This window comes from Neptunicoccus sediminis (assembly GCF_001719615.1).
Lineage (GTDB): Bacteria > Pseudomonadota > Alphaproteobacteria > Rhodobacterales > Rhodobacteraceae > Amylibacter > Amylibacter sediminis.
Map to the genome: position 1 here is coordinate 25852 of NZ_MDVX01000002.1, position 26456 is coordinate 52307.

The window sequence follows — 26456 nt, forward strand, 5'->3', positions numbered from 1 at the left end:
ACGAGAAATAGAAGGGCTGCGCAATGACAGACGCATCCGAAATGGTAAAACTCTACTCCAACCGGATTCTTGCACTGGCGGCGGATATTCCCCATGCCGAACGGCTGAACGCTCCAGAGGCGAGTGATATGAAACGGTCTCCTTTATGTGGTTCTACCGTAACGGTAGATGTTTGCGTGAAAGACGGCGTGGTGTCCGATTTTGGCCAAGACGTCAAAGCCTGCGCCTTAGGACAGGCATCGGCCAGCGTTTTAGGCGCGGCGGTTATGGGGCAGTCTTTGAGCACGATCAAAACCGGACGTGACCAACTGGCCGCAATGTTGAAATCCGACGGACCCGTTCCTGATGCGCCGTTTGATGGTTTGGAAGTGTTGCAACCTGCCAAAGCTTACAAAAACCGTCATGCATCCATTCTTTTGGCGTTTGATGCAACGGTCGCTGCTCTCGAAAGCTTAAACCAAGCGGCGTAAAAATAGCGTTAACTGGAAACCAAAAAAAAACGCCGCGACCTAAACAGGTGCGGCGTCAAAGGTGTGCGGTGTCGAAAATCGGGCACGTCGGAAACGGGGCAATGTTTCAGGGCCGTCTTGGGACGGCGGGCATCACAGGGACGAGGCATCCGGATACCCAAGTGCAGCCAAACGACCGCGGACAGAGTTCAGAGGGTGTAACCGGGCAGGTGCAGAACAACGACCAGCATCACAAAAATGGCAGAAAGCCCGACAACGTCTTCAAGGACGGTGGCGGAATTAGCATTCAGTATTCGGATCATTTCGCGGATCATTGTCAGACCTCAGTGGTTATGTTCTCGTCAGTTCCTGTAATGTTCCGCAATTGTTCCTGCATTGCAAGAACTAAATGAGAACATTTAACTGTTCCTTAACCTCTGTGGGTTTAACCTACTGAAATGTATCGAAAAGATTTATCCTGCTCCATCAGATAAAGGAGAACACGCGCCGCTTTCCCCCTTTCGGAGACCAGTTGAGGGTCTTCGGCCAATAACAAACGGGCATCGTCCTGCGCCGTTTTCATCAACTCGGACTGGCGTTCCAAATCCGCAATCCGGAACCGTGGCAGACCGGATTGGGCAACGCCCAGAACATCTCCGGCGCCGCGGATTTTCAAATCCTCATCCGCGATGCGGAACCCGTCGTTGGTGTCGCGCATGGTCTTTAACCGCCGCTCGGCCGTCTTTCCAAGCGTGCCATACATCAACAAACAGGTTGAGGCCTCGGACCCACGCCCGACACGCCCGCGCAACTGGTGCAATTGCGCCAGACCAAAACTTTCGGCCTGTTCGATGACCATAATACTCGCCGTGGGAACGTTAACCCCGACTTCGATCACCGTTGTTGCCACCAGAACTTTGGTGCGACCTGACACAAAATCCGCCATGGCCGCATCTTTATCCGCTGGTGGCATTTGGCCGTGAACCATGCCCACGTTTTCGTCACCGAGGGCAAGTCGCAACAGACGGTAGCGCTCTTCAGTGGCGGCCCAGTCCTTTGTCTCGCTTTCCCCGACAAGCGGACATACCCAATACGCCTGCCGCCCCTCTGCAATCGCGTTGCGCAGGTGGGAGACCACTTCTTCGAGCCTCTTGTTCGAGACCAGAACCGTTTCGATCGGTTTGCGTCCGGCGGGTTTCTCATCCAGTACCGAAACATCCATGTCGCCATAATTCGCCAGTTCCAAAGAGCGCGGAATAGGTGTCGCTGTCATCACCAGCACATCCACCGCAGCCCCTTTCGCACCCAGGTCGAGCCGCTGGCGAACGCCAAACCGGTGCTGTTCATCAATGACGGCAAGCCGAAGATCTTGAAATTGAATGTCTTTTTGAAACACTGCATGTGTTCCCACGAGAATCTGGATGTTCCCGTTCTCCAGTGCCCCCAGCTTTTTGCGCCGCTCCGCCCCGGTGTCCCGCCCGGTCAGCAATTCCAAAACAACGCCGGCCTCGGCTGCGAGTGGCTGAAGCCCTTCCACATGCTGCCGCGCCAGGATTTCCGTTGGCGCCATCAGAACGCCCTGCCCGCCGGATTCCACCGCCGCCAGTAGCGCAATCAGCGCAACCAGTGTCTTTCCGGAGCCAACATCCCCTTGCAACAGACGGTTCATTTTCCGCTTGCTCGCCATGTCTTCGGTTATTTCCGAAAACGCCCGTAACTGCGCATTGGTGGGCGCGTAAGGTAAAGATTTCAATACCTTATTGCGTAGAACGCCGGTGCCTTTCGTCTCTAAACCTTTGGCACGGCGCTGGGAATTGCGGGCCAGCGCCAGGGTGATTTGATGGGCGAACATTTCGTCATAGGCTAACCTTGCGCGGTGGGGCGCTGTCGCTTGAACATCGGCCTGAGAGCGGGGTGCATGCGCTGTCTCCACCGCAGCTTTCCACCCCGGCCAATCGAATTTTGCAATGACGGACGGGGCAATCCACTCGGCAAGATCCGGCAAGAGACGCAAGGCCGAATGGACGGCGCGAAAGACCTGCTTTTGACTGATCCCCGCCGTCAGGGGATACAGCGGTTCATTGGCGGGGATCGTCTCCGCTGCTTCGGGCGGCAGAATGTAATCGGGATGAACCATCTGGGCGATACTGTCGAACATCTCTACCTTGCCGGAAACCACGCGTTTTTGACCGCTCGGCAGTTGTTCGCGCAACCAGTCGGAACGCGCGTGGAAAAACACCAGTTGAAAGCTGGTTTTACTATCCTGCACCGTTACCCGATAGGGCCGCCCCTTCACCGCGTTCGGGGAGTGAATGCCGACGACGACTTCGACCGTCACCACCGACGGCGGCGCAACGTCGAGGATACTCGTGCTGATTTGGCGGTTGATCAGGCTGTGAGGAAGCAAAAACAGCAGGTCACGGGGGCGGGTAATTTCAATTTTAGCAAAATTTTGCGCAGATTTCGGCCCGATCCCGTCGAGCACGGTCAGATCCGCAAAAAGCGGAAAGAGAATTTCTGGACGGCGGCTCATCCGGCGACCCTACCCTGTCGCGCCGATCAGTTCGAGCCAATCATCCTCGGAAATTATTTCAACGCCAAGAGATTCGGCTTTCTTTGCTTTGCTACCCGCACCCGGTCCGGCGATCACAAGATCGGTTTTGGCCGAAACCGAGCCCGAAACCTTGGCACCCAATGTTTCTGCGCGGGCTTTTGCCTCTGCCCGGGTCATTTTTTCCAGTGTTCCGGTAAAGACCACGGTTTTCCCCGCAACTGCGCTACCGGAGGTATTCGGCGCGACCACATCCTGAACCTCCAGCTCGGCAACCAATCTCGCGATAGCGTCGCGCGTATTTTTGGTGTGGAAGGCATCGACTAGGGCCTCTGCCATGACGGTGCCGACGCCGTCGATATTCAGCAATTCGTCCCATGCTTCCCCGGATTTTTCCCGTGCTTGGGTCATCGCGGTGAAAAATGCGTCCCAACTGGTGTAATGACGGGCCAACATGGCGGCGCTGGTTTCCCCCACATGGCGGATTCCCAGAGCAAAAATCAGCCGGTTCAGGGGAATCTTTCGTTTCTCCTCAATCGCAGAGAACAGTTTGCTGACCGATTTATCGCCAAATCCGTCGCGATTCTTCAGCTTGGTCAGATTGGCGGCGTCCCGCTGGGACAGGGTGAAAATATCCGCGGGTTCCTTGATCGGCAGGCTGTCATCCTTAAAGAACATCTCCACCTGTTTGGCGCCGAGCCCGTCAATGTCAAAGGCGGAGCGGGACACGAAATGTTTTAACTTTTCGGCCGCTTGTGCGGGGCAGATCAGGCCACCGGTGCAATAGGCGACGCTATCGCCTTCTTCGCGAACCACGTCAGAGCCGCATTTCGGGCAGGACGTTGGAAATTCATAAGGTACGGCGTCTTCAGGGCGTTTTGAGAGGTCTACATCGCGAATTTTGGGAATGACATCGCCTGCGCGGTAGACTTCAACCCAATCCCCCAACCGCAGGTCGCGGCCTTCGCGAATTGGGGCGCCTTTACTGTCCCGTCCGGCGATGTAATCCGCATTATGTAGGGTTGCGTTAGAGACGACCACGCCGCCGACCGTAACAGGATGTAAACGCGCCACGGGGGAAAGCGCACCAGTGCGACCTACCTGAATTTCAATCGCCTCAAGGATTGTATGGGCAATTTCTGCGGGAAATTTATGTGCAATGGCCCAACGCGGGGTTGTTGCGCGATAGCCAAGACGGGATTGCAGCGTCAGATCATCTACTTTGTAAACCACACCGTCTATGTCATAGCCCAGCGTGGCCCGTTGTTCTTCGATGTCGTGGTAATGCGTTAACATCTGGGCGGTATCGTCCAGCCGCCGCGTCAACGGGTTTGTGGAAAAACCCAGACTCTCCAACCTCTTGATCGCATTGAACTGGGTGTCAGCCAGAGGTTCGGAGACCTCTCCCCAAGCATAGGCAAAAAACAGCAGAGGGCGCTGTCGCGTAATATTTGAATCCAGTTGTCGCAAAGATCCGGCCGCTGCGTTGCGCGGGTTGGCGAAAGACTTCGCCCCCTTCTCTAGCTGACTGGCATTCAGTTTTTCAAAATCCGCATGGCTCATGTAAACTTCGCCGCGGACTTCCAGAATAGCTGGCGCGTCTTTCAGGCTGCGGGGAATGTTTGCAATCGTCAACGCGTTGCTGGTTACGTTTTCACCAACCTCTCCATCGCCGCGGGTCGCTGCCTGCACCAGTTTTCCATCTTCATAGCGCAGCGACAAAGACAACCCGTCGATTTTAGGTTCAGCTGTGAACGCCAGCGGTTCATTGTCCCGAAACCCTAGGTATTTTCGCACCCTTTGAGTAAAATCCTCAACATCTTCATCTGAAAAAGCGTTTCCCAAAGATAGCATGCGCTGGCTGTGCTTTACCTTTGAAAAAGCTTCCGACACCGGTGCGCCCACCTGATCCGAGGGGCTGTCCGGCCGTTTCAATTCCGGGAAACGGCTTTCAATTTCGGCATTGCGCAGGCGCAGGCGATCATATTCGGCATCGCTGAGTTTCGGCGCATCTTTGGTATGATAATCGATATTCGCTTCGGCCAGAATGTCGGCCAATCGGATCAGTTCTTCTTCAGCTTCTTTTACAGACAACTGTGATACCGAGCGTTCGACTGCCATGATCCGATAATCCCCAAAAACTGATCGTACCGAACCGTTCTATTTGGCTGCCCTTGTCGGGTCTAGTAGACAATTGGATCATTCGGCAATTTGAGGTGAAAGTTGGCAGACCTGCCAGACAAAGAATCAGCCTAAGTCGTCGCAAATTTTTCCGTTTTCCAATCGTTCACTTCTTAGTCAGGCAGTTGCGACCATTTTAACGGAATCCTCAACTTCATCCGGATCGCGAAGCACATATCCGCGTCCCCAGACCGTTTCGATGGGGTTTTCTCCCCCCGTAGCTTCGGCCAGTTTTTTGCGCAGTTTACAAATAAATACGTCAATGATCTTAAGTTCCGGTTCATCCATCCCGCCGTAAAGATGGTTAAGGAACATTTCCTTGGTCAGTGTCGTGCCCTTGCGTAGCGAAAGCAGTTCTAGCATCTGGTACTCTTTCCCCGTGAGATGGACCGTCTCGGTTTCGACCGAAACCGTTTTTGTATCCAGATTCACAACGATGCTTCCTGTCTCAATCACAGATTGCGCATGTCCCTTGGAACGCCGTACAATCGCATGGATACGGGCCACCAATTCTTCGCGATGGAATGGTTTCGTGAGATAATCATCCGCACCAAATCCCAACCCCTTAACCTTTTCCGACGCGTCATCATTGCCCGAAAGAATTAGAATCGGGGTTTGGATTTTCGCGACGCGCAACTGGCGCAGAACCTCATGTCCGTTAATGTCCGGCAGATTCAAATCCAGCAAGATAAGGTCGTAATCATAAAGCTTTGCAAGATCTATACCCTCTTCACCCAGATCCGTGGCATAGACATTCAGATTGGCATTAGAGAGCATAAACTCGATGCTTCGGGAGGTCGTAGGATCATCTTCAACAAGTAGAACACGCATAGCAGACTCCAGATCAATAAGATTTTGTAGGCTTAGTATTCTACAACTTAGTTAAATATACGTTACGCTCCGCAAGAAATTATCAATACACGTTAAGGTTGTCTATATAAAATTTGATCCTTTTTCCAACGCCATCAACTTCGGTACTTTTGAATCGCTGTCACCCGCAGCGCTGCAGGACCATGGCTTTGAACCGCGTTAATCCAGCTGTGCAACTCGTCCTGTGTCAGATCGTAGGTCTGGCATGCCTCGCGATCCGTAATCAGCCCACCCTCTACGGCGGCAACAATCACGGCCTTGCGTCGCGCCACCCAGCGCGATGTGTCCTTGGGCGGCAGATCAGAGCGGCTGAGGCGGCTTCCGTCCGGCAGGGTCACAGAAACGGGACCGGAGTCCTTTCTTATATACATGGGGCACCTTCTAACAAATTTCACTGTGGCCAAACTCTGCCCAAACCCCTAATAACTGGTGAACCCTCCCCCTTGAGAACACTTAGGGTTTTACTATATTCCATATCAAACCTGATCTATCGGCCCGGCAAGTCGGCATGGCGCTGTTGATCGGCTCCAAAACTCCGGCGATGTGATGGCACTCGACACTCCAAAAAACGAATTGAATTCTATGGGCTTTGCCAAAGCGCCCAAGGACACCCGTGTGCTCGTTGCGATGTCGGGCGGCGTTGACAGCTCTGTTGTGGCGGCCCAGCTTGCCTCTGAAGGCTATGACGTGGTGGGAATCACGCTCCAGCTTTATGACCACGGCGCGGCGCTGGCGAAAAAAGGCGCCTGTTGTGCGGGTCGCGACATCCATGATGCGCGCCGCGTGGCCGAGGAAATGGGCTTTCCCCATTACGTTCTCGATTATGAAAACAAGTTCCGCGAAAGCGTGATCGACGAATTTGCCGACAGTTATCTTGCCGGTGCGACGCCCGTGCCCTGCATCCGCTGTAACGAGCGGGTCAAATTCCGCGATCTTCTGGAAACCGCCAAGGATCTGGACGCCGATTGCATGGCGACCGGCCATTACATCCAGCGCTTTATGGGACCAAACAAGGCGGAATTGCACAAGGCCGCGGACGGGGATCGCGATCAGAGCTACTTCCTGTTTTCGACCAAACAGGAGCAACTGGATTATCTGCGCTTTCCCCTTGGCCATCTGCGCAGCAAGGCGGAAACCCGCGAGCTGGCTCGCAAATTCGGCCTGCCTGTAGCGGACAAGCCGGACAGTCAGGACATCTGCTTCGTGCCCAATGGCTCTTACGCTGCGGTGATCGAAAAACTGCGCCCCGGTGCGGCGGATCCGGGTCAGATCGTGCATCTGGACGGTGAGGTACTGGGGGACCACAAAGGTGTGATCCATTACACAGTCGGCCAGCGGCGCGGTCTAGGCATTGGCGGGCGCGAACCGCTTTATGTGGTCAAGCTGGATGTGGACAAGAAACACGTCATTGTCGGCCCGAAAGAGGCGTTGGCCACGCGCAAAGTGCCGGTTCGGGAAATCAACTGGCTTGGGGACGACCCCTTTGAAAGCCGCGAGGAATGGCATGTTTCCGTGCGGGTTCGTTCTACCCGCGCGCCCAAAGAGGCCATCGTGCGCCCGCTGTCCGCCACGCAAGCTGAGGTCGAATTGCTGTCCCCCGAAGAAGGCGTCGCCCCCGGACAGGCCTGTGTGTTCTATGAAACAGAAGGAACACGTATCTGGGGTGGCGGCTGGATCTGGCGCGGCTATTAATCCTGCTGCTATTAGGCACATATTAACTCCCACCTCCTATGCTGTGCCTGCCGCAGCCTTGGAGGACCGGATGAAAGGTGTCGTTTTTGTAGAGTTATTGTCACTGGCGGATTCCCTGATCGGGGAAGATGCCGTGGACGATGTGCTCAATTCTACCGAATTGGCATCCGGCGGGGCCTATTCTGCTGTGGGAAACTATTCCTGTGGCGAGCTGATGGCGCTTATTGATGGCCTGTCCCGTCATGCGGGTACAACGCCCGATAAATTACAGACAATTTTCGGCAAATGGATATTCCGGCGGTTCGCGCAAACCCATGCCCCTTTCATGGAGGGTAAGGAGACCGCCTTCCAAATGCTCGATTCCATCGAAAACGAGGTTCATGTAGAGGTCCGCAAACTCTATCCCGATGCGGAACTGCCAAGGTTCGCCACCCGTTACCTGTCTTCGCACTCTTTTGAAATGATCTACCTGTCGGAACGGCCGCTGGTGGATTTTTGTCAGGGTATGATCGAAGCCTGCATCGAACATTTCGGTGAAACCGCATCGGTTTTGCGAACGCCGGTCCGCTCTGACGGGTGTTCCGGTGCAACCTTTACCATGCGGCTGACATCCCGACAGGCTGCCTGATGAAATTGGAAGCAAAACTTTCTGCAACAGATACTGTTTCGCGGCGGCGCTATGATCGTGAAAGGGCGGCCCGTTTAGAGGCGGAATCCCTACTGGATGTAAAAAGCCGCGCGCTTTGGGAGGCGAATCAAAGGTTAATCAGACAGGCGGACGAATTGGAGAGGATGGTGGGCGACCGCACCACGGAACTCCACCACGCGATGAAAGCAGCCGAGGCAAGCAACAAGGCAAAAAGCGTCTTTCTCGCCAGTATGAGCCATGAAATCCGCACCCCTCTCAATGGTGTGCTGGGCATGGCGGAGGCGCTTACCGATACCAGCCTGACCGCCGAGCAACAGGAGATGACCAATACGATTCTCGAAAGCGGCGGGCTGTTGCTGTCTGTCCTAAGCGATATTCTGGATGTCTCCAAGATTGAGGCAGGGGAACTAACGATAGAGAAAATTCCCTTCGATCTGCCCGCCCATTTTAACGCGGCCAAGCAATTCTATGCGATGAAGGCGGTTAAACAGAACCTGTTGTTTGACATCGAACTTGCCCCGTCCGCTGGCGTCTGGATCAAAAGCGATCCGGTCCGGTTGCGGCAGGTGGTGGGCAATCTGGTCTCAAACGCCTTAAAATTCACCCGCGCTGGTAAAGTTTGCGTGCACGTAGATCTGGAAGACACCGACGCCGGCACCTTCCTGATAATCCGCGTCCGCGACACCGGCATCGGCATACGTCAGGACAAATTAAATCTTCTGTTCCAGCCGTTCAAACAGGCCGACGATACGATAACGCGAAACTTTGGCGGCAGCGGTCTCGGTCTCGTCATCTCCCGCCAGATTTGCCGGTTGATGGATGGGGATCTGACCGTGCAAACGGTCCTTGGCGAAGGCTCCGTTTTTACCGCACGCATGCGGGTAGATCTTGCAGTCCGCGCCGACGCTCCGGACCCGCAAGAGGACGATCAGGCGTTTGAATACCTGTCCTCGCGCCCCTGGCGGATTCTTGTGGCAGAGGACAATAAGACGAACCTTCTGGTTCTTGAGAGGCAGTTAAAGGATCTGGACCTCGAACTGGTGCCGGTCTCAACCGGGGCGGATGCGGTCGAACAGGCACGGGCGCGAAGCTTTGATCTGATTTTAATGGACATTAATATGCCGGTGCTCGGCGGGATGGAGGCGACAGCGAAAATCAGACAATGGGAGGATCAAACCACCCGCAGGCCCACGCCGATCCTTGCGCTGACGGCAAATGCAATGACCTATCAGATTGCCGAATATCTCAAGGGGGGGATGGATGGCTATCTTTCCAAACCCCTCAAGAAAAGCGTGCTGCTGCGCACGCTGGCTGACACGCTTCAAGCGCATGTCAAACCCGGGTATCCACCATGAAAAACGGCGACCGGCAGTGGAATTGGCAGGGTGCAATCACCCGAAGCCCGCGCAATCCGGCTGGCGGTTTCCACTTGCGCAGCGACCGCCAGCGGACAGATTCATCAAACGAAGGAGTCAGGCTCGGAGGCTTTACGCTCGGTCATATAGGCTTGCAGCGCTTCATCCACAGCGGGATCAATCGGTGGCTGGGTGTATTCGCCCATCATCCGCTCAACCCGCTCACTGGCCAGTTGCATCGTGTCTTTGGACCCTTCATCCGCCCAGGTTTCAAACGGTTTATAGTCCAGCAACTGCGACTTCCAGAAACTGTCCTTGAAGTTCGCCTGCGTATGGGCGCAACCAAGATAATGCCCCCCCGGACCGACCTCGCGCACCGCATCCAGCGCCTGACCGTTCTCCGACATATCCACACCCTTTGCCATAGAATGCAGAACGCCCAACTGATCCGCGTCCATGACAAATTTTTCAAAGGAGGTGACGAGCCCGCCTTCCAGCCAGCCGGCCGCATGCAGACAGAAATTCACCCCGCCCAGCAAAGCCGCGTTCAGGGTATTAGCGGTTTCATACGCCGCTTGCGCATCCGGCAGTTTGGACCCGCAGAGCGCCCCGCCAGAGCGGAAGGGCAATCCCAGACGACGGGCCAACTGCCCTGCCCCGTAAAGAATTTTCGACGCTTCCGGTGTCCCGAATGTCGGCGCACCGGAGTTCATGTCGATCGACGTCACAAAGGCCCCGAAAATCACCGGCGCGCCGGGATTGCAAAGCTGGTTATAGGCAACACCGGCCAGACCTTCGGCCATCACCTGCGCCAGCGTGCCCGCAACCGAAACCGGCGCCATAGCCCCGCCCACAATAAAGGGCGAAACGATACAGGCCTGGTTATTCTTGGCGTAAACCTCCATCGCGCCCATCATGATCTCGTCAAAGGTCAATGGGGAGTTGATGTTGATCAGAGACGTCATCACCGTCTTGTTGGCAATGCTCTCCCCGAACAGGATTTCGGACATTCTGACCGAATCCTCTGCCCGTTCCGGCGCGGTCACAGACCCCATATAAGGTTTGTCTGACAGGGTCATATGGGCATAAAGCATGTCCAGATGCCGCTTGTTCACCGCAATATCCGTCGGTTCGCAAACTGTGCCGCCGGAATGATGCAACCATTTCGACATATAAGTCAGTTTCACCATCTTCTGGAAGTCCGCCATAGTGGCATACCGCCGCCCGCCATTCACGTCGCGCACGAAGGGCGGGCCGTAAACAGGCGCGAGCACCATTGAATTGCCACCCACGCGTACGTTCCGCTCGGGATTTCTGGCGTGCTGGATGTATTCGGAAGGCGCGGTTTTGATCAACTCGCGGGCCAGCCCGCGGGGGATACGAACCCGTTCGCCGTCCACATCAGCGCCCGCATCGGCCCAGCGTTTCAGCGCACCCGGATTGTCGGGAAAGTGAACCCCAATCTCTTCAAGGATGGTTTCGGCATTGTTTTCAATAATCTCCAGCGCCTCTTCGGTCAGCACCTCGAAGTTCGGAATATTGCGCTCGATATATTTTGCCACCTCAAGGCGCACAGCAGTGCGATCGGCGCGGCGGGCGGCACCGCCTCCTCCACCACGGGTTCTACGACGGGTTGCTGGCGCAGCTTCAGACATCTGGGATCACCTTCTGTTCACATCTTCAAGGCTGGTTTAGCGTTTTCCTGCGAACGGTAAGGTGTAAATTCGCCCGTTTCTGGCACAAAGCGACATGGCCGGTCGGATTCAGGCGGCGACGGGAAAAATTCCCGTGAAATACACCCGTTTCCAACGCCCCCGCGACGAATGTGACCTTGCGCGAATCCCAGCCATTTACTATGGGCTTGCCATGACAGATCATGCCCCCCTCCCCGCTGAAACCTTCGACCATGAGAAGTTGCTGATTATTGATTTCGGCTCTCAGGTCACACAACTGATTGCCCGCCGCCTGCGCGAGCTGAACGTCTATTGTGAAATTCACCCGTTCCAGAATGTTACGGATGATTTTCTGGAAGAGTTTGATCCCAAAGCGGTGATCTTTTCGGGCGGGCCGGCCTCTGTGATGACCGAAGGGTCGCCCCGTCCGCCAAAGCGGGTGTTCGATCTGGGTGTTCCGATTCTGGGGATTTGCTACGGCCAGCAGGTTATGATGCACATGCTGGGCGGCACGGTGGAGCGCGGACATGGTACGGCTGAATTCGGGCGGGCCTATGTTACACCCGGAGCCGAGCGGATTGATCTGCTAACCGGCTGGTTCCTTGAAGAGCGTGAACAGGTCTGGATGAGCCACGGCGACCACGTCAGCGCCATCGCCCCCGGATTTAAGGTTTACGGCACCTCCCCCAATGCGCCTTTCGCGATCACGGCCGATCTGGAGCGGAACTTCTTTGCGGTGCAATTCCACCCCGAGGTACATCACACGCCCAATGGTGCGACCTTGTACGAAAACTTCGTCAAACTCGCCGGATTTAGCGGTGACTGGACGATGGAAGCCTACCGCGAACAGGCGATTGCCACGATCCGCGAACAGGTGGGCGATGCAAAGGTGATCTGCGGGCTTTCGGGTGGCGTTGACAGTTCTGTGGCCGCTGTGCTGATCCACGAAGCCATTGGCGACCAGTTGACCTGTGTGTTTGTCGATCACGGTCTGCTGCGTCAGGGCGAGGCCGAAGAAGTCGTTAAAATGTTCCGCGACAACTATAACATGCCGTTGATCCACGCGGATGAGCAGGAACTGTTCCTTGGCGAACTCGACGGGCAGTCCGATCCTGAAACCAAACGCAAGATCATCGGCAAGCTGTTCATCGACGTGTTCCAGAAACACGCCAGCGAAGTGGGGGGCGCAAAGTTTCTGGCGCAAGGCACGCTCTATCCCGATGTGATCGAAAGCGTCTCTTTCTCGGGCGGTCCTTCCGTCACCATCAAGAGCCACCACAATGTGGGCGGTCTGCCTGAAAAAATGGGTCTGGAACTGGTGGAACCCCTGCGGGAACTGTTCAAGGACGAGGTTCGCGCGCTCGGTCAGGAGCTGGGCCTCCCGTCGAGCTTTATCGGGCGTCACCCTTTCCCCGGACCCGGCCTTGCCATTCGTTGTCCGGGCGAAATCACCCGTCCGAAACTGGAAATTCTACGTAAGGCAGATGCGGTTTACATCGACCAGATCCGCAAACACGGCTTGTATGATGACATCTGGCAGGCTTTTGTCGCCATCCTTCCGGTGAAAACCGTTGGGGTGATGGGCGACGGGCGCACCTATGATTATGCCTGCGCACTGCGGGCGGTGACATCTGTCGACGGTATGACTGCGGATTACTACCCGTTCAGCCATGATTTCCTTGGCGAGACTGCAACACGGATCATCAATGAGGTCGAAGGCATCAACCGCGTGACCTATGACATCACCTCAAAACCTCCGGGCACGATTGAATGGGAGTGATCCTGTCGCTGTGAGTTCTTTGCGCTCCGCGCGGGGATATTTGGACCAAAAAGAGACGCGCCGCAGGACACACCTGCGGCGCGTGTTTATTTAGAAACGCAGAGCATTTTGCAGTTTGTAATAGCGCACCAGCATTGTTGTCGCCGCCAGTGTCAGTCCGATGACCAAGCCGCCCCAGACCCCTTGGGCGCCATATCCCATCGGGAAACCCAAGATATAGGCCATGGGTGCGCCGACACACCAATAGCTGAAGATGGCGAGGATCATCGGCACGGTCGTGTCTTTAATGCCGCGCAACATGCCGAGTGCCGCAACTTGCGTGGCGTCAACGATCTGGAAAGCCGCCGAGACAATCAAAAGCAGCACGCCCATTTCCACAATCGCAGAAAGATTTGGCTCTGACGGGTCAAGGAACAGCCGCATGAGCGTGCGCGGGATGGTCAGATAGAGCGTCATCGTCACCAAAGAGAACAAAAACGCACCCCAGATCACCACCGCAGCGGCGCGGGACAGGCCAAGCTTGTCCTTGCGCCCCAACGCGCGTCCGGCGCGAATTGTGCCAACGTTGGAAATCCCAAGCGGCACCATAAAGCCGACAGAGGTGATTTGCAGCACCACCGCATGGGCCGCAAGCGCGACTGTGCCGGACCAGCCGATCATTACGGTCGCGGCGGAAAACAGTCCGGTTTCCGCCAGCAAGGTCAGCGAGATCGGCCAGCCGAGCCTGAAGGTTTCCACGAACGCCTCACGGTCAAAGCGGAACGGGTTCACAAACAGGTCGTATTTTTTCAGCGCGGGCAGTCCCCAGCAGTAAAACAGCAGAAAGAGGAAATTGATCGAAATGGTAAGGATAGAGGCCACGGCTGCCCCCCGTGCGCCCATTTCGGGGAAGCCGAAATTCCCGAAGATCAGCGCATAGTTGAACAACACATTGGCAGCGGCGGCCGCAAGGGTTGCGATCAGGACGATCTGGGCCCGTTCCAGAGCAGACAGATAGCTTTTTAGCACCATGATCCAGAGCGCCGGAAACAGCCCGAACACCGCGATACGCATATATTCGGCTGCAATCCGTGCCAGATTTTCCTGCTGTCCGAGGAACAGGAGTATCGTTTCAATATGCCAGAGCGGAACTGCCAGCAGCAGACCGTAAAACAGCACCAGCCAAGCCCCCATCCGCACCGACCGGCGCACCTGACGATCATCATTGGCGCCAATAGCCGCAGCGCAAAGGGGCATCACCGCGAAGGCAAAGCCCGAGCCGACAATAAAGACGACGAAATAGGTCTGTGTCGCCAGAACCACCGCCGCCAGTGCATCCACTGAATACCAGCCCAACATTGCAACGTCTGTGATATGGGTCAGCATCTGCGCGATGTGGCTTCCCACCAGTGGCAACCCCAGCAGCAGGGATGCGCGAATGTGGCCGCGCCAGGACATGGGGGGAATCGTATTCATAGGTTGCTTTGTTAACCGCTTTGAGAGTGGAACCGGCCATGTGAAGGAAACTTTTCACTGCGGCTAGGAACAGGCACCTATCGGATAGTGTGCCAGCACACCATGATGGTCGGATCCCAGAAGATCAAGGGCTGAAACCCGCCCTTTGCACCCCTGGGGCGCAAGCACATGATCAATCGGAACCATCAGATGACCCTCGACCAGAAAGGTGTCAATCGTCCGCCCCACACGTCGGGTCCGGGTTGCGGTTTCGATCCGTGTCATCGTGTCGGACCACGGCACCATGTTGAAATCGCCGCCCAGCACAACCGGACCTGTCAGCCCTTCAAGCACCGGCAGGATACGCGTCACCTGTTCGGCCTGTTCCAGCGGAAAAGGCCAGCGCAGATGCAGCGTCACCAGCCAGACCGGACCGTCCGGCGTAATCACCTGAACCGCCAGCATCCCGTGCCCGGGCATACAAATCCGGCTTTCGGGGACCATGTCAAAGCGGCTTGCCAAAGCGATGCCCCTGTCGTCCTCTCCCAGACAGACAGACTGGGTGGGGTAATCCTCTTGCAGTGCAACCATCAAGCCGTTGGAGCGCGGGGTCATTTCCTGAAGTGTAATGAAATCAGGATCTTGCTCTTGGATGTCTGCGATAATTTCGGCGGGATCGTAAAGCACATAAAGCAGGTTCTTCTGATAGTGTGTATAGGGAAAATCACCCTGTGGCTGGGGCCCGTGATAGCTCCACAGGATTGCGCCGATGGCCGCAACAGACAGGACCATCGCGCCAATACCGCTGCGCCGCCAGTTCAACACGAACAAACCAGCGCCGCAGATCAATGCGATTACGCCAAGGTACAAACGGAACACCGCGAGACTGTCTCCCAGAGGATGCAGTGGCCCGCCCGCACTCGCAACCAGCAAGAGCGGCGGAACAAAGAAGATACACACGACAGCTTTTTTCATCACGGTGTCATGGCGCAACTGGAAAAAAGGTGCAACGGTTTCTTATAATTGCCACAGTCTGGCCCTTAATGGGCACCACACATTTGTTAATAAATTTAACAATCAAGTTAATTTTCGCGTTGAGGTTAGTATGAGCCTATTTTTTCGATACTACGCATTTTTTGCTTTGTCTTTGATGTTGCCCGTCTTTGTCCTGTTGCCTTGGGGCGATGAAACCAGTCCTCTCAATCTGCTGCTGCGGTTAATGCTGTTGCCGTCCTATTGCTGCGCTGTGATCGTTATCCTTATCGGGCTGGTTCCCGGACGACTTGGGGAGGTCATACGCACCGCCTCTACGCTTTCGGAAGATCCGGAATCCTGGCTGGCGCCGATTTTTACCATCACGGCTTTCCTGTGGGCGGGTCTGCATCTGGTCGGCATTCTGGTCTTGAAAGAGTTTAACGATAATTACCCGCTGGTTTACCTGTGCCTCGGGCTTAGCGCGCTGGCGCTGGGCGGATGGATCGCCTCTATCGCCTATCGCTCTGTGGGCACAACCTCACTTGCCGATCTCTGAACAGGCGCGGGGTCAAGGCCACTCTGCATCTTGCGCCGCCCCGCCCTCTTTGGTCTAATGCACACAACCAAAGAGCCAGCAGGAATCGAGCAATTATGGCCGCAGATGATCTCTTCCGTGAAAAAGCGGAGCAATCCTACGACGCCTCCAGCATTCAGGTGCTGGAAGATATGGAGCACGTGCGCCTGCGTCCGGGCATGTATATCGGCGGAACGGATGACCGCGCCCTGCACCACATGGTTGCCGAGATCGTGGATAACTCCATGGACGAGGCCGTGGCCGGTCACGCCAATTGGATCGAAGTCGAATTGAACGCGGATTTTTCCGTCACGGTGCGCGACAATGGTCGCGGCATTCCGATTGATCCCCACCCCAAAGACCCCAGCAAATCCGCGCTGGAGATCATTTTCTGCACCCTGAATGCTGGTGGCAAGTTCAACGGCGACAACTATGAGACCTCTGGCGGCCTGCACGGGGTCGGCAGTTCCGTTGTCAACGCGCTTAGCGATCATGTGCGGGTCGAAGTCGCGCGCAACCGAGAGCTTTTTGCCATCGAATTCAGCCGTGGCGTGCCCAAAGGGCCGCTGGAAAAATTGGGACCGACGCAAAACCGTCGCGGCACTTCGGTAACCTTTCATCCCGACGCCCAGATTTTCGGCGCTACCGCACGGTTCAAGCCCAAACGGCTGTATGATATGGCAAAATCCAAAGCCTATCTGTTTTCCGGCGTTGAAATCCGCTGGAAATGTGATCCGGCTTGCCTTGGCAAGGATGATACCACCCCGACAAGCGACAGTTTCCATTTCCCGAACGGGCTTGCCGATTATCTGGCAGAGCGGCTGGAAGGGTCTTCAACCTACTCCGAACGCCCCTTCGCAGGTCATGTGAATTTCTCCGAGAAATTCGGCGCAGGTGAAGTGGGCAATGTGGACTGGGCGATCAACTGGACGCCGGCACGGGATGCGTTCACGCAGTCCTATTGTAACACCGTTCCAACCCCTGAAGGCGGCACCCATGAGGCGGGTTTCTGGTCTGCGGTGCTGAAAGGGATCAAGGCTTACGGCGAATTGGTAGGCAACAAGAAGGCCACCCAGATCAACCGCGATGATGTGATGGGCGGGGGCTGTGCGCTTGTCTCTGTTTTCATCCGCGAGCCGAAATTCGTCGGCCAGACCAAGGACCGTCTGGCCACGGTTGAGGCACAAAAACTGGTGGAAAACTCGGTTCGGGACCATTTTGACAACTGGCTGGCCGCCGATACCAAAGCCGCAGGCGCCATTCTCGATTATATGGTGCTGAAAGCCGAAGAGCGGATGCGCCGCCGCGCTGAAAAGGAAACCCAGCGCAAATCTGCGACAAAGAAACTGCGCCTGCCCGGAAAGCTGGTGGATTGCACCAACAAAGACCGCAGCGGCACTGAATTGTTCATCGTGGAGGGTGACTCTGCGGGGGGATCGGGCAAAGGTGCGCGCGATCGCAAAACGCAGGCATTGTTGCCGCTTAAAGGTAAGATTCTGAACGTCTTGGGGGCCGCCAGCGGCAAGCTGACCTCCAATCAGGAAATCAGCGACCTGTGCGAATCCCTTGGCGTTGGCATGGGCAGCCGGTTCAACATCGAAGACCTGCGGTACGAAAAAATCATCATTATGACCGATGCGGATGTGGACGGAGCACATATTGCGGCGCTTTTGATGACGTTTTTCTTCACCCAGATGCGCCCGCTGGTGGATGGCGGCCATCTGTATCTGGCCTGTCCGCCCCTGTTCAAACTGACCCAAGGGGCCAAGACCGTTTATGTTCTGGACGAGGCAGAGCGCGACCGCCTGCTGGAAAAAGGACTGGGCGGGCGTGGCAAGATCGACGTGTCACGGTTCAAGGGATTGGGCGAAATGAACGCCGTCGACCTGAAGGAAACCACCATGAACCCGAAAACCCGCCAGTTGATCCGCGTTTCTGTGGATGACGACGAACCGGGCGAAACCGCCGATCTGGTGGAACGTCTGATGGGGAAGAAACCGGAACTGCGGTTTGAATATATCCAGCAAAACGCCCAGTTTGTCGAAGAACTGGACCTCTGACGCGGCAAACCGGCGGTTTAATTGACCTGCCCCTGATGTGATCTACATAAACAGTAGTCACGACCAAACGGAACCTGTCATGCCGCGTATCTTGAAACCTGCATTTTTTTGTCTTGCCGCTTTGGGGCTGGCGGCCTGTGAAACCCCGGCGGAAAAACAGCAACGCCTGACCCAGCACAATGGCAAAACGGTGGAACAGGTGATCGCCTCTCTGGGCACCCCCGTCAGCCGCACACCCACCCAAGCCGTCTGGGAGCGTCGCAACAGTTATGTCGTGCGCCACCCCGAATATGAACGCATCGGTGGCGTGATGCTGCTTGTGGGGTATGACAACCAGATCGTTGACCAGAAATGCCTTTTTGTGGCCGACCTGCAAAACAACCGCGTTGTGTCGAGCACCCTCTCCGGTACAGGGTGCTATAAAATGCTGCCCCCGCCCGGCCGATAGGGATCGGGCGCGGCACAAAAACAACGCCCCGTCCCCGCTGTTAACCTCTTTGCAATATCCCCTTTATCTCCGGCGCCGAACCGCCTAGTTTTTGCGCTGCCGCTGAAACAGTTGATCTGCGGCAGGGACAAAAAGGACTGATCTATGAAAACGCTGCTGAGTGCCGGATGCCTTGCCATGATGGCGGCCACCTCTGTTCAGGCCGAAATCGTCAATCGGCGTGCAGATTGTGATGTTTGGGAACATGTTCCAGCCTCTGACGCCCTTGGCACCCCTGCCACGGCCCTGTTGTTTTGCAACCGCGAAGACGAAAAATGGCTCGCGCTGCGGATTGAATGCGATGTGGAAAACGTGCGCATGGTGATGCGCTACCGTCCGGGATTTGACTACACGCCGCCAAATCTGGAAGAAGAAGAAAACACCGGCGCACAGGCGGGGGATTTGCTGACCCCCGAAGAACAGGAAGCCGCCAGAATTGTTGCGGCGATTCCCTATGACGACGGCGGCATTAAAACCATCCCCTCCGGTACGGATGACGGTCCGGCAGAGATGGTTTTCATGGATTTCAGATCGTTCGGTTATACCGGTGTTGCACATTATGATCCGGCGACAACCGACTGGACGATTGAGGAAAAGGAACCTCTCTCCCCTGTGTTCAGCCGTCTGATTTCGGGCAATTACGCCGACATCAAACTTCTGGCCTATGGCACCACCGAACGCTTTCCGCTGCGCGGGTCCAGCAAGGCGCTTAGCCCTGTGGTGGAAATCTGCCGCATCGCCAAACGGAAAGCCGAGCGGAACTAAATCCGCTCGACTTGATTGTTAATCCGCTAACGCCTGACACTGCGCCCAGAGCGCCGCATCGATTGAAACCTCGGTAGGCAATTCGCGATGGGCACCGGGCAAACGGGCCTCCGGCTGCGCATCTACGGCATCGGCAACGCGGGCCAAACGGTCATAAAACGCGTCACCGGAATAGCCTGTCGGATCAATCAACAGGTAAAACTGGCCCAGATCATGGGGCGCACCCTCTGCCGCTTTCAAACCCTTCACATCGAGTGAATTTACAGATCCGGTCACAGCCGCTGCCAGAACCTCTACCATCAGGCCGAATCCCCAGCCCTTATACCCGCCGGTGGACACCAGCGACCCTTTCAGCGCCGCGTTCGGATCCTCGGTTGGCTTGCCATCGGCATCGACTGCCCAGCCCAGAGGAATCTTCTCCCCCGCGCTCGCCGCCATTGTAATCTTGCCCAATGCCACGGCCGAGGTGGATTGATCAAACTGGAAGGCCACGCCACCGTCCTTGGCCGGAACCGCCAGCGCCATCGGATTGGTCCCAAGCACTGCCGCATGGCCACCGGGTGGTGAAACCACCGCCGACGCATTGGTGAACCCGATCCCGATTAAACCGGCCTGAGCAATCTGTTCAGTGAAATACCCCAGGGACGTACAGGTGTGGGAATGACAGATGGCCAGACTTGCCGTGCCCATTTCCCGCGCGGTTTCCAGCGCAACAGGCAATCCGCGGGCAAAGGCAGGCTGGGCAAATCCAAGCCCTGCGTCCACTTTCACATTGGCAGGTTTGGGTTTGGTGACTTCCGGTTCCACCTGCCCGTTCACCCGTCCGGAACGCAACTGGGTGCAATAGCTTTCAAGATAGTACAAACCGCAGATCAGATTGCCCGTGGCCTCGGCCTTGCGCACCGCTTTGGCCACTTCGGCCGCGATCCAGTCTGCCGCGCCATGGGCGACCATCGCCTGTTTCGCCGTTGTTTCGATCTTCTCCAGCGGAACTGTTACTTTTTGCGCGTTTCCTGCCATTTCTGTACCACATCCTTCACATTTAACGGAACATTCTGAAAGCACTCTTGCACTAATCCAGGCGTGCGCGAAAGCTTGGGAGTGGGCGCAGGGGCAGCAATTTCGTCATTTTTCTTAAAATGTCCGCGCGCCGTGTTGTGGGGCGCGTGATAGGCTTCCTCGATGGTCAACACCGGCGCGTAGCAACAATCGGTGCCAAGCAGCAGTTCGCTCCACGCGTCGCGGGTTTTCGTCGCAAAAATCGCTGCAAATTGCGCCCGCACGTCCGGCCATGTGCTGCGTTTCATCTGTGTCTCCGCCAGATCCGCATCCGCGCCAATCCGGTGCAACAATTCTGCGTAGAATTTCGGCTCTATCGCACCAATTGCCACGTGACCACCGCAGGCACATTCATAGACCCCGTAGAACGGCGCTGCCCCGTCCAAAATATTTGACTCGCGCCGATCAGACCACGCCTTCCCCTGCTGCATGGCATAGATCATCGACATCAAATGGGCCGTTCCATCGGTGATCGCGGTGTCCACCACCTGCCCCAACCCCGAGCGGGTCGATTCAAACAATGCACATACAATGCCATAGGCCATATACATCCCGCCGCCGCCAAAATCCCCGATAAGATTCAACGGGATAACCGGCGTGTCTTTTGGCCCGATAGCGTGCAGCGCCCCGGATAGCGCGATGTAATTGATGTCATGTCCGGCGGCATGGGCCAGCGGCCCGTCCTGCCCCCAGCCGGTCATCCGTCCGTAGACCAGCCGCGGATTTAGGGTGGCGACCTCCTGCGGGCCCAGCCCCAAACGCTCCATCACTCCGGGACGCATCCCTTCAATCAGCGCGTCCGCCTCTGACAGTAGCGCCTTGACCGTTTCAATGTCGCTGGCATTTTTGAGGTCCAGTTCCACAAAGCTGCGGCCCCGATCCAGAATGTCATACTCCAGCCCCATCAGATGCTTCAGGCCGGGACGCTGGATGCGGATTACCTCAGCGCCCATATCCGCCAGCGTCATCGCCGCAAAGGGGGTCGGCCCCAGTCCGGCAAACTCTACAATTCTGACCCCGTGCAATGGACCGTTTGACATCATATTCCTCCTGCAATTCTTGGGATTCGATAGCTGTTTTGCACAAATCCAGCCAGTTAAAAGCAATTTCCTGCCATTAACGTTGCGGCCAACGGCGCATTGGGATGACAGGACTGTGAAAACCTAGTATTATGCGCCGCAGGGCCGGCATCAGACCGGTTGAGCAGTAATCAGGAGACATCCCATGACAGGATGGAGCAGGCGCACCTTTTTGATGGGTGCAACCGCAGGCGGATTGAGCGCCTGTTCAGGCGGAACACGCAGCGACGCACGGTACAGAATCGACGATGACGTCAGCGCGGCTGTGCAGCAGATGCAAAGCGAACTTCCCTTTACACGGTCCCTTATGGACAATGCCGCCGGTGTCTTGATGATGCCGACAGTGACCAAGGCCGGACTGATTGTCGGGGGGGCATATGGTAAAGGCTCTCTGTTGATCGGTCAGGCTCCGGTCGATTACTACGAGGTATTCGCCGCAAGCTACGGTTTGCAAGCGGGTGCGCAGCAGTATTCTTCGGCCTTGTTCTTTATGGATTCCGACCATCTGCGTAAATTCCGCGAGCGGCCGGGCTGGACCCTTGGCGCGGATGTGGAATACACGCTGATCGACAACGCCGGTGCTGCGGGTGTGGACAACAACACCATCGATGATGCGGTCTATGCGGTTGTGTTCAATCAGGCGGGCATTCTGCTTGGGATTTCGATCGAAGGGTCGAAATACAACCGGATTATTCCCTAAGATAAAATCACACGGCAATAGAAAAGCCCGCAAGGTGATGGACACCGGCGGGCTTTTTTATGCGCAATCGTTTCTGACGGGCGCTGTTTCAGTAGGCGTTTAAGGCCGTTAACTATTCTTCATACCACCAGACATCCGGCAGAAACCCCGTCCAGTCGCCATAGACCGGCAGGCGTTCGGGGTAATGCAATTTCGCATCATGGGCGAGAAAGCTGACCGGATTATACCAGATCGGGATCACATAGCGCCCTGCTGTCAGCACACGATCCAAAGCCCGCACCGCCGCGTTGAATACCTCCGCATCGCGGGTTTCCAACATTGTGTCGATCATCGCTTCGGCGGCGGCGCTGTCCACCCCCATATAGTTCCGCGTTCCCGGTGTGGTGACACCGTCCCGCCCCCAATACAACCGTTGCTCGTTGCCCGGTGACAGGGACATATATCGGGTGAAATGCACCATATCGTAATCATAATCCTTGAGCCGCTCACGGTGCTGCACCGGATCAATCAGCTTTAGCCGCGCGTCAATCCCGAGCCGTTTGAGCGCATCTACGAATATCCCCATGATCGCTTCGTGTTCGGTGGCGGTGTTTTTAAGAAGGATTTCAAAGGCAAAAGGTTTGCCCGCGTCATTCACCAACACGCCGTTTTTTATCTGCCAGCCTGCCTGCTCCAGCAGTTTGGCGGCTTTGCGAAGATTGCTCCGGTTGCGCCCCGACCCGTCGGATTTGGGCAGTTGATACCCTGTTAGCGTATCTTCGGGCAGGCTGTCGGCAAAGGGGGCAAGCAGCTCGCGCACCGCTGCGTCCGCTTCCCCATCCTTCATGGACAACTGGCTGTTGGCAAAATAGCTGGTGATACGGGGCAGACTGCCGCCGTTCAGCGCCTGATTGATAAATTCAAAGTTGAAAGCGTGCATCATCGCATCGCGCACCCGAATATCGGCAAAAATCTCCCGTCGGGTGTTCATGACAAATCCGGTCATGCCAGTGGGTCTGGCATGGGGTATCTCTGATTTTACAATCGCCCCGGAGGTCGCTGCCGGAAAATTATACGCCTCCGCCCAACGTTGCGCATTCCCTTCGCGAAACACCGACAGCGCGCCTGCCTTGAAGGCCTCAAAAATCACGCTCTGGTCGGTATAATAATCATATTTCACCACATCCAGATTGTGTTTCCCTGCGTTAAAGCCCAGATCATTGCCCCAGTAATCGCGATTGCGTTTGAAACTGACAAAGCGCCCCGCTTCGAAATCGCCAATCACATAAGGGCCTGATCCGGTGATCGGCTGCAAACCGCTTTCGTCAAACGCGCGGTCGTCCCAATCCGCCTTGCGCAAGACAGGGCGCAGGCCAAGGATCATCGGCAATTCCCGATCCGGCGTGTTAAACGTAAACTTCACACTGCGCGGGCCGGTAATTTCAGAGCTGGCCACCTTGCCCCAACTGTTCAGATAGCGCGGATGCCCCTTGGTCCCCAGCGTTTCAAACGACCAGATCACATCCTGCGGCGTGACCGGATCGCCATTGGAAAACCGCGCCTCTTTGCGCAGGGTAAACTCCACAAAAGAGCGCGCGTCATCGGTTTCAACCGTTTCCGCCAGCAACCCGTAAAGGGTAAAGGGTTCGTCATAGCTCTGCCCGAGCAGGCTTTCTACCACATGGGTGCGAATCCCCCAAGGTGCTTCGCCCTTCAGGATGTAGGGATTAAGCGAGTCAAAACCGCCCGGCTCCGCCAGAACAATGGTTCCGCCCTGTGGCGCGTCCGGATTCGCGTAAGGCAGCGACTCATACCCCGCTGGAAGGGCCGGTTTGCCGTACATCGCAAGACCATGTTGCGGCGCAGCGAGGGCGAAATGCGGTGTAACCAAGGCAAGCCCTGCCATAATGGATACAATTCTACAGGTTCTACAGATCAGACGTGACATCGGCGCAACATTACACTCTCGGTTTGGTGTTTTTCCATATGTATCAAGCCTGTCGGAGAAATACTTCAAAATTCTACTTGGCGGAAGGATCGGGATTTTGTATAACATCCTTACTGCTCGATAGGTTTCTTGCCTGTATGAAACCTGCCTCAATAACTTAACGCCCTCCTTGTGAGGGCGTTTTTTTTTGCTCCGTTATCTCTGTGGAACCAAACATGCCCGCCGGAATCCCCTTATTCCATTGACGCTATGGCGGTTTCCACAAAGTCGGCGGTCAATTTTGCAGCCCCCTGTCAGACGTAACCAAAAGCAAAAATATCCGGCGCAAGCCCGCCTTTTGAAGAATCGAATCTCTCTCGTCAACCATTGGCGCAGGGTTCGGATTCACAATAATTTGAGAAAATTGAACTAAATACCTCCGGTTGAAATCTTCGGAATCCCGGCCGGTTTCCCTTGGTTAACAGAGTCTTAACAAGCTGAGTGCAAGTTGCCCCCATTGCCATCACAACACCCCCGCGTCACACGCAGGGATTTTGTGCTTCAACCGGCCTGTTTTGGTGATCCGCTTGAACATGACCGGCTTGGGGCGTATCCCCGTCCCGTCTAGCATTCAATTAATACAGGCAGGTTCCATGTCCCACACAGCAATTTTCGACCAAGGTGGCCCCGCACCTTGCCCCGCGCCTTTCAACCTCGCCGAATATGTACTGGCCGCAGGTGCTGATGATGCCATTGCGCTGGAAGTGATCGGAGAAACCACCACCCGCTGGCGCTATGCCGATCTGCGGGATGCGGTCTGGCGGACCGCCGGAGGATTGCTCGACACCGGACTGAAGGAAGGCGACCGCCTGTTGCTGCGGGTCGGCAATGATGCGGCGTTTCCGGTGCTGTTTCTTGCGGCGATTGCTGTCGGGATCGTGCCTGTGCCCACCTCTGCCCTGCTGACCGAACCCGAAGTGCGCAGCATTGTAGCAGAGCTGGAACCGGATCTTGTGGCCTTTGCCGGTGGGCTGGAGCCGATTGCAAATCTTGGTGTCCCAACGCTTGATGCCGCCGGAGTAGCGCGGTTGCGCAGCGCCGAGCCTGCGGCCCCTGTGACCGGTGATGCGGACCGGCTGGCCTATATGATCTACACCTCCGGCACCTCTGGCAAGCCGCGTGCGGTCATGCATGCCCATCGCGCAGTTTGGGCGCGGCGGATGATGTGGGACGGCTGGTACGGCTTGCGTGCGGATGATCGCATGTTGCACGCGGGCGCGTTTAACTGGACCTATACGCTGGGCACGGGGCTACTGGACCCTTGGGCCATCGGTGCCACCGCAATGGTTTACACCGGCCCGCCGGATCGCAGCATCTGGGGCAAACTGGTGGCAGAGCATCGCGCAACCATCTTTGCCGCCGCCCCCGGTGTTTATCGCCAGATCGTGGAATCCGGTGCCAGCGGCTTCGACGGGTTGCGCCACGGGCTGAGTGCGGGAGAAAAAATGCCCGCTGCAGTTCTGGCGGCGTGGCAGGAACAGACCGGAAAACAGGTTTACGAGGCATTGGGCATGAGCGAAGTTTCCACTTTTGTCTCGTCCAGCCCGAATGTTCCCCCGAAATCCGGCACCTCCGGTCGGGTGCAACAGGGCCGCCGTGTGGCGGTTCTGGGCACAGACGGTCCGGTAGAGGCAGAACAGCCCGGCGTCTTGGCTGTGCATCGCTCCGATCCCGGCCTGATGCTGGGGTATTTGGGTCAACCTTCTGAAACAGAAGCCAAATTTCAGGGCGACTGGTTTGTTACCGGAGACACGGTCTCTATGGATCAGGACGGCTATATCACCTATCTCGGTCGGGACGACGACATGATGAATGCAGGCGGCTACCGTGTGTCCCCCCTCGAAGTGGAGGCCGCAATGCTGGCCTGTGAGGGCGTTGAACAGGCCGCCGCCGCCGAAGTTGAGGTCCGTGCCGGCGTGCGCGTTATCGCCGGTTTCTATGTGGGCCCACGGGATCTGGAAATGTTGCTTACAGAAAAATGCGGGCAGGCGCTGGCAAAATACAAACAGCCGCGTATGTTTGTGCGAATGGACACGCTCCCCACGGGGGCCAACAACAAGGTGCAGCGCAAGGCGTTGCGCGACTGGAAGGTCTAGACCCTTGGCACGCGCCGGGGACGACGCCTGTTTGCGAAACATCGCGCCTGTCGGAACGAAA

Annotated in this window: 21 protein-coding genes; 11 read left to right on the forward strand and 10 right to left on the reverse strand. The window is 56.3% G+C overall.

Going from position 1 to position 26456, the window contains the following annotated elements:
• Window positions 1–23 precede the first annotated feature (23 nt).
• A complete protein-coding gene (locus tag BFV97_RS04200) occupies window positions 24–470 on the forward strand; it encodes an iron-sulfur cluster assembly scaffold protein (protein ID WP_069299101.1) in 447 nt (148 codons plus the stop codon).
• Between the two features lie 424 nt (window positions 471–894).
• On the opposite strand, the gene recG is transcribed toward BFV97_RS04200, so the two are convergent.
• The 4 genes from recG to sciP all read right to left on the reverse strand — a co-directional run bounded on the left by recG (window position 895) and on the right by sciP (window position 6422).
• The gene (gene recG, locus BFV97_RS04205; protein WP_069299102.1) at window positions 895–2982 is read right to left on the reverse strand and encodes an ATP-dependent DNA helicase RecG; all 2088 of its coding nucleotides are present in this window, start codon (window positions 2980–2982) and stop codon (window positions 895–897) included.
• A gap of 9 nt (window positions 2983–2991) precedes the next feature.
• Window positions 2992–5121, reverse strand: coding sequence for an NAD-dependent DNA ligase LigA (gene ligA / locus BFV97_RS04210; protein ID WP_069299103.1), 2130 nt, complete (start codon window positions 5119–5121; stop codon window positions 2992–2994).
• A 177-nt stretch (window positions 5122–5298) separates the two neighbouring features.
• Window positions 5299–6012: a response regulator transcription factor CtrA gene (ctrA, locus tag BFV97_RS04215; protein ID WP_069299104.1), complete on the reverse strand. Its 714-nt coding sequence runs from the start codon at window positions 6010–6012 to the stop codon at window positions 5299–5301.
• A 134-nt stretch (window positions 6013–6146) separates the two neighbouring features.
• Window positions 6147–6422 carry a CtrA inhibitor SciP gene (gene sciP / locus BFV97_RS04220; RefSeq protein WP_069299105.1) on the reverse strand — a complete coding sequence of 92 codons (276 nt, stop codon included), beginning with the start codon at window positions 6420–6422 and terminating at the stop codon, window positions 6147–6149.
• Window positions 6423–6597: 175 nt separating this feature from the next.
• Here sciP and mnmA point away from each other — a divergent pair, with 175 nt between their 5' ends.
• The 3 genes from mnmA to BFV97_RS04235 all read left to right on the forward strand — a co-directional run bounded on the left by mnmA (window position 6598) and on the right by BFV97_RS04235 (window position 9747).
• Window positions 6598–7743 carry a tRNA 2-thiouridine(34) synthase MnmA gene (gene mnmA / locus BFV97_RS04225; RefSeq protein ID WP_069299106.1) on the forward strand — a complete coding sequence of 382 codons (1146 nt, stop codon included), beginning with the start codon at window positions 6598–6600 and terminating at the stop codon, window positions 7741–7743.
• 70 nt (window positions 7744–7813) lie between these two features.
• The gene (locus BFV97_RS04230; RefSeq protein ID WP_069299107.1) at window positions 7814–8371 is read left to right on the forward strand and encodes a heme NO-binding domain-containing protein; all 558 of its coding nucleotides are present in this window, start codon (window positions 7814–7816) and stop codon (window positions 8369–8371) included.
• Window positions 8371–9747, forward strand: coding sequence for an ATP-binding protein (locus tag BFV97_RS04235; protein ID WP_069299108.1), 1377 nt, complete (start codon window positions 8371–8373; stop codon window positions 9745–9747). The genes BFV97_RS04230 and BFV97_RS04235 overlap by 1 nt, the downstream gene beginning before the upstream one ends.
• 104 nt (window positions 9748–9851) lie before the next feature.
• Here the strand turns inward: BFV97_RS04235 and BFV97_RS04240 are convergent, their stop codons facing one another.
• Window positions 9852–11402: a trimethylamine methyltransferase family protein gene (locus BFV97_RS04240; protein WP_069299109.1), complete on the reverse strand. Its 1551-nt coding sequence runs from the start codon at window positions 11400–11402 to the stop codon at window positions 9852–9854.
• Window positions 11403–11613: 211 nt separating this feature from the next.
• On the opposite strand from BFV97_RS04240, the gene guaA reads away from it, so the two are divergent.
• Window positions 11614–13200, forward strand: a complete 1587-nt coding sequence (gene guaA / locus BFV97_RS04245) for a glutamine-hydrolyzing GMP synthase (RefSeq protein WP_069299505.1) — start codon at window positions 11614–11616, stop codon at window positions 13198–13200.
• Between the two features lie 90 nt (window positions 13201–13290).
• Here guaA and BFV97_RS04250 read toward each other — a convergent pair whose 3' ends face one another.
• Together BFV97_RS04250 and BFV97_RS04255 are read right to left on the reverse strand one after the other, a co-directional pair.
• Window positions 13291–14655 (reverse strand): MATE family efflux transporter, encoded by a 1365-nt coding sequence (locus tag BFV97_RS04250; RefSeq protein ID WP_069299110.1) that lies wholly within the window; start codon window positions 14653–14655, stop codon window positions 13291–13293.
• Between the two features lie 63 nt (window positions 14656–14718).
• Complete coding sequence (locus tag BFV97_RS04255) at window positions 14719–15609, reverse strand: endonuclease/exonuclease/phosphatase family protein (protein ID WP_157888263.1); 891 nt, start codon at window positions 15607–15609, stop codon at window positions 14719–14721.
• Window positions 15610–15739: 130 nt separating this feature from the next.
• Between BFV97_RS04255 and BFV97_RS04260 the strand changes: the two genes are divergently transcribed.
• The 4 genes from BFV97_RS04260 (at window position 15740) to BFV97_RS04275 (ending at window position 19495) form a co-directional block, all read left to right on the forward strand.
• Window positions 15740–16165, forward strand: a complete 426-nt coding sequence (locus BFV97_RS04260; protein ID WP_069299112.1) for a hypothetical protein — start codon at window positions 15740–15742, stop codon at window positions 16163–16165.
• A gap of 95 nt (window positions 16166–16260) precedes the next feature.
• Window positions 16261–18243, forward strand: a complete 1983-nt coding sequence (gene parE, locus BFV97_RS04265) for a DNA topoisomerase IV subunit B (protein WP_069299113.1) — start codon at window positions 16261–16263, stop codon at window positions 18241–18243.
• A 79-nt stretch (window positions 18244–18322) separates the two neighbouring features.
• Window positions 18323–18691, forward strand: coding sequence for a hypothetical protein (locus BFV97_RS04270; RefSeq protein WP_069299114.1), 369 nt, complete (start codon window positions 18323–18325; stop codon window positions 18689–18691).
• Between the two features lie 144 nt (window positions 18692–18835).
• Window positions 18836–19495 (forward strand): hypothetical protein, encoded by a 660-nt coding sequence (locus BFV97_RS04275; RefSeq protein WP_069299115.1) that lies wholly within the window; start codon window positions 18836–18838, stop codon window positions 19493–19495.
• 18 nt (window positions 19496–19513) lie between these two features.
• On the opposite strand, the gene BFV97_RS04280 is transcribed toward BFV97_RS04275, so the two are convergent.
• Window positions 19514–20515: an Ldh family oxidoreductase gene (locus BFV97_RS04280; protein WP_069299116.1), complete on the reverse strand. Its 1002-nt coding sequence runs from the start codon at window positions 20513–20515 to the stop codon at window positions 19514–19516.
• The gene (locus tag BFV97_RS04285; protein ID WP_069299117.1) at window positions 20491–21594 is read right to left on the reverse strand and encodes a CaiB/BaiF CoA transferase family protein; all 1104 of its coding nucleotides are present in this window, start codon (window positions 21592–21594) and stop codon (window positions 20491–20493) included. The genes BFV97_RS04280 and BFV97_RS04285 overlap by 25 nt, the downstream gene beginning before the upstream one ends.
• A gap of 184 nt (window positions 21595–21778) precedes the next feature.
• On the opposite strand from BFV97_RS04285, the gene BFV97_RS04290 reads away from it, so the two are divergent.
• A complete protein-coding gene (locus tag BFV97_RS04290) occupies window positions 21779–22333 on the forward strand; it encodes a lipid-binding SYLF domain-containing protein (protein ID WP_069299118.1) in 555 nt (184 codons plus the stop codon).
• A 112-nt stretch (window positions 22334–22445) separates the two neighbouring features.
• Here BFV97_RS04290 and BFV97_RS04295 read toward each other — a convergent pair whose 3' ends face one another.
• Window positions 22446–24260, reverse strand: coding sequence for an extracellular solute-binding protein (locus tag BFV97_RS04295; RefSeq protein ID WP_069299119.1), 1815 nt, complete (start codon window positions 24258–24260; stop codon window positions 22446–22448).
• A gap of 632 nt (window positions 24261–24892) precedes the next feature.
• Between BFV97_RS04295 and BFV97_RS04300 the strand changes: the two genes are divergently transcribed.
• Entirely contained in the window at window positions 24893–26395 is a 1503-nt protein-coding gene (locus BFV97_RS04300) for a class I adenylate-forming enzyme family protein (protein ID WP_069299120.1), read from the forward strand.
• Window positions 26396–26456 lie beyond the last annotated feature (61 nt).

Excerpts from the sequence above, each read along its gene's own strand:
- BFV97_RS04200 (WP_069299101.1), top strand. The coding sequence starts at position 24 with ATGACAGACGCATCCGAAATGGTAAAACTCTACTCCAACCGGATTCTT.
- recG (WP_069299102.1), bottom strand. The coding sequence starts at position 2,982 with ATGAGCCGCCGTCCAGAAATTCTCTTTCCGCTTTTTGCGGATCTGACC.
- ligA (WP_069299103.1), bottom strand. The coding sequence starts at position 5,121 with ATGGCAGTCGAACGCTCGGTATCACAGTTGTCTGTAAAAGAAGCTGAA.
- ctrA (WP_069299104.1), bottom strand. The coding sequence starts at position 6,012 with ATGCGTGTTCTACTTGTTGAAGATGATCCTACGACCTCCCGAAGCATC.
- sciP (WP_069299105.1), bottom strand. The coding sequence starts at position 6,422 with ATGTATATAAGAAAGGACTCCGGTCCCGTTTCTGTGACCCTGCCGGAC.
- mnmA (WP_069299106.1), top strand. The coding sequence starts at position 6,598 with ATGGCACTCGACACTCCAAAAAACGAATTGAATTCTATGGGCTTTGCC.
- BFV97_RS04230 (WP_069299107.1), top strand. The coding sequence starts at position 7,814 with ATGAAAGGTGTCGTTTTTGTAGAGTTATTGTCACTGGCGGATTCCCTG.
- BFV97_RS04235 (WP_069299108.1), top strand. The coding sequence starts at position 8,371 with ATGAAATTGGAAGCAAAACTTTCTGCAACAGATACTGTTTCGCGGCGG.
- BFV97_RS04240 (WP_069299109.1), bottom strand. The coding sequence starts at position 11,402 with ATGTCTGAAGCTGCGCCAGCAACCCGTCGTAGAACCCGTGGTGGAGGA.
- guaA (WP_069299505.1), top strand. The coding sequence starts at position 11,614 with ATGACAGATCATGCCCCCCTCCCCGCTGAAACCTTCGACCATGAGAAG.
- BFV97_RS04250 (WP_069299110.1), bottom strand. The coding sequence starts at position 14,655 with ATGAATACGATTCCCCCCATGTCCTGGCGCGGCCACATTCGCGCATCC.
- BFV97_RS04255 (WP_157888263.1), bottom strand. The coding sequence starts at position 15,609 with ATGAAAAAAGCTGTCGTGTGTATCTTCTTTGTTCCGCCGCTCTTGCTG.
- BFV97_RS04260 (WP_069299112.1), top strand. The coding sequence starts at position 15,740 with ATGAGCCTATTTTTTCGATACTACGCATTTTTTGCTTTGTCTTTGATG.
- parE (WP_069299113.1), top strand. The coding sequence starts at position 16,261 with ATGGCCGCAGATGATCTCTTCCGTGAAAAAGCGGAGCAATCCTACGAC.
- BFV97_RS04270 (WP_069299114.1), top strand. The coding sequence starts at position 18,323 with ATGCCGCGTATCTTGAAACCTGCATTTTTTTGTCTTGCCGCTTTGGGG.
- BFV97_RS04275 (WP_069299115.1), top strand. The coding sequence starts at position 18,836 with ATGAAAACGCTGCTGAGTGCCGGATGCCTTGCCATGATGGCGGCCACC.
- BFV97_RS04280 (WP_069299116.1), bottom strand. The coding sequence starts at position 20,515 with ATGGCAGGAAACGCGCAAAAAGTAACAGTTCCGCTGGAGAAGATCGAA.
- BFV97_RS04285 (WP_069299117.1), bottom strand. The coding sequence starts at position 21,594 with ATGTCAAACGGTCCATTGCACGGGGTCAGAATTGTAGAGTTTGCCGGA.
- BFV97_RS04290 (WP_069299118.1), top strand. The coding sequence starts at position 21,779 with ATGACAGGATGGAGCAGGCGCACCTTTTTGATGGGTGCAACCGCAGGC.
- BFV97_RS04295 (WP_069299119.1), bottom strand. The coding sequence starts at position 24,260 with ATGTCACGTCTGATCTGTAGAACCTGTAGAATTGTATCCATTATGGCA.
- BFV97_RS04300 (WP_069299120.1), top strand. The coding sequence starts at position 24,893 with ATGTCCCACACAGCAATTTTCGACCAAGGTGGCCCCGCACCTTGCCCC.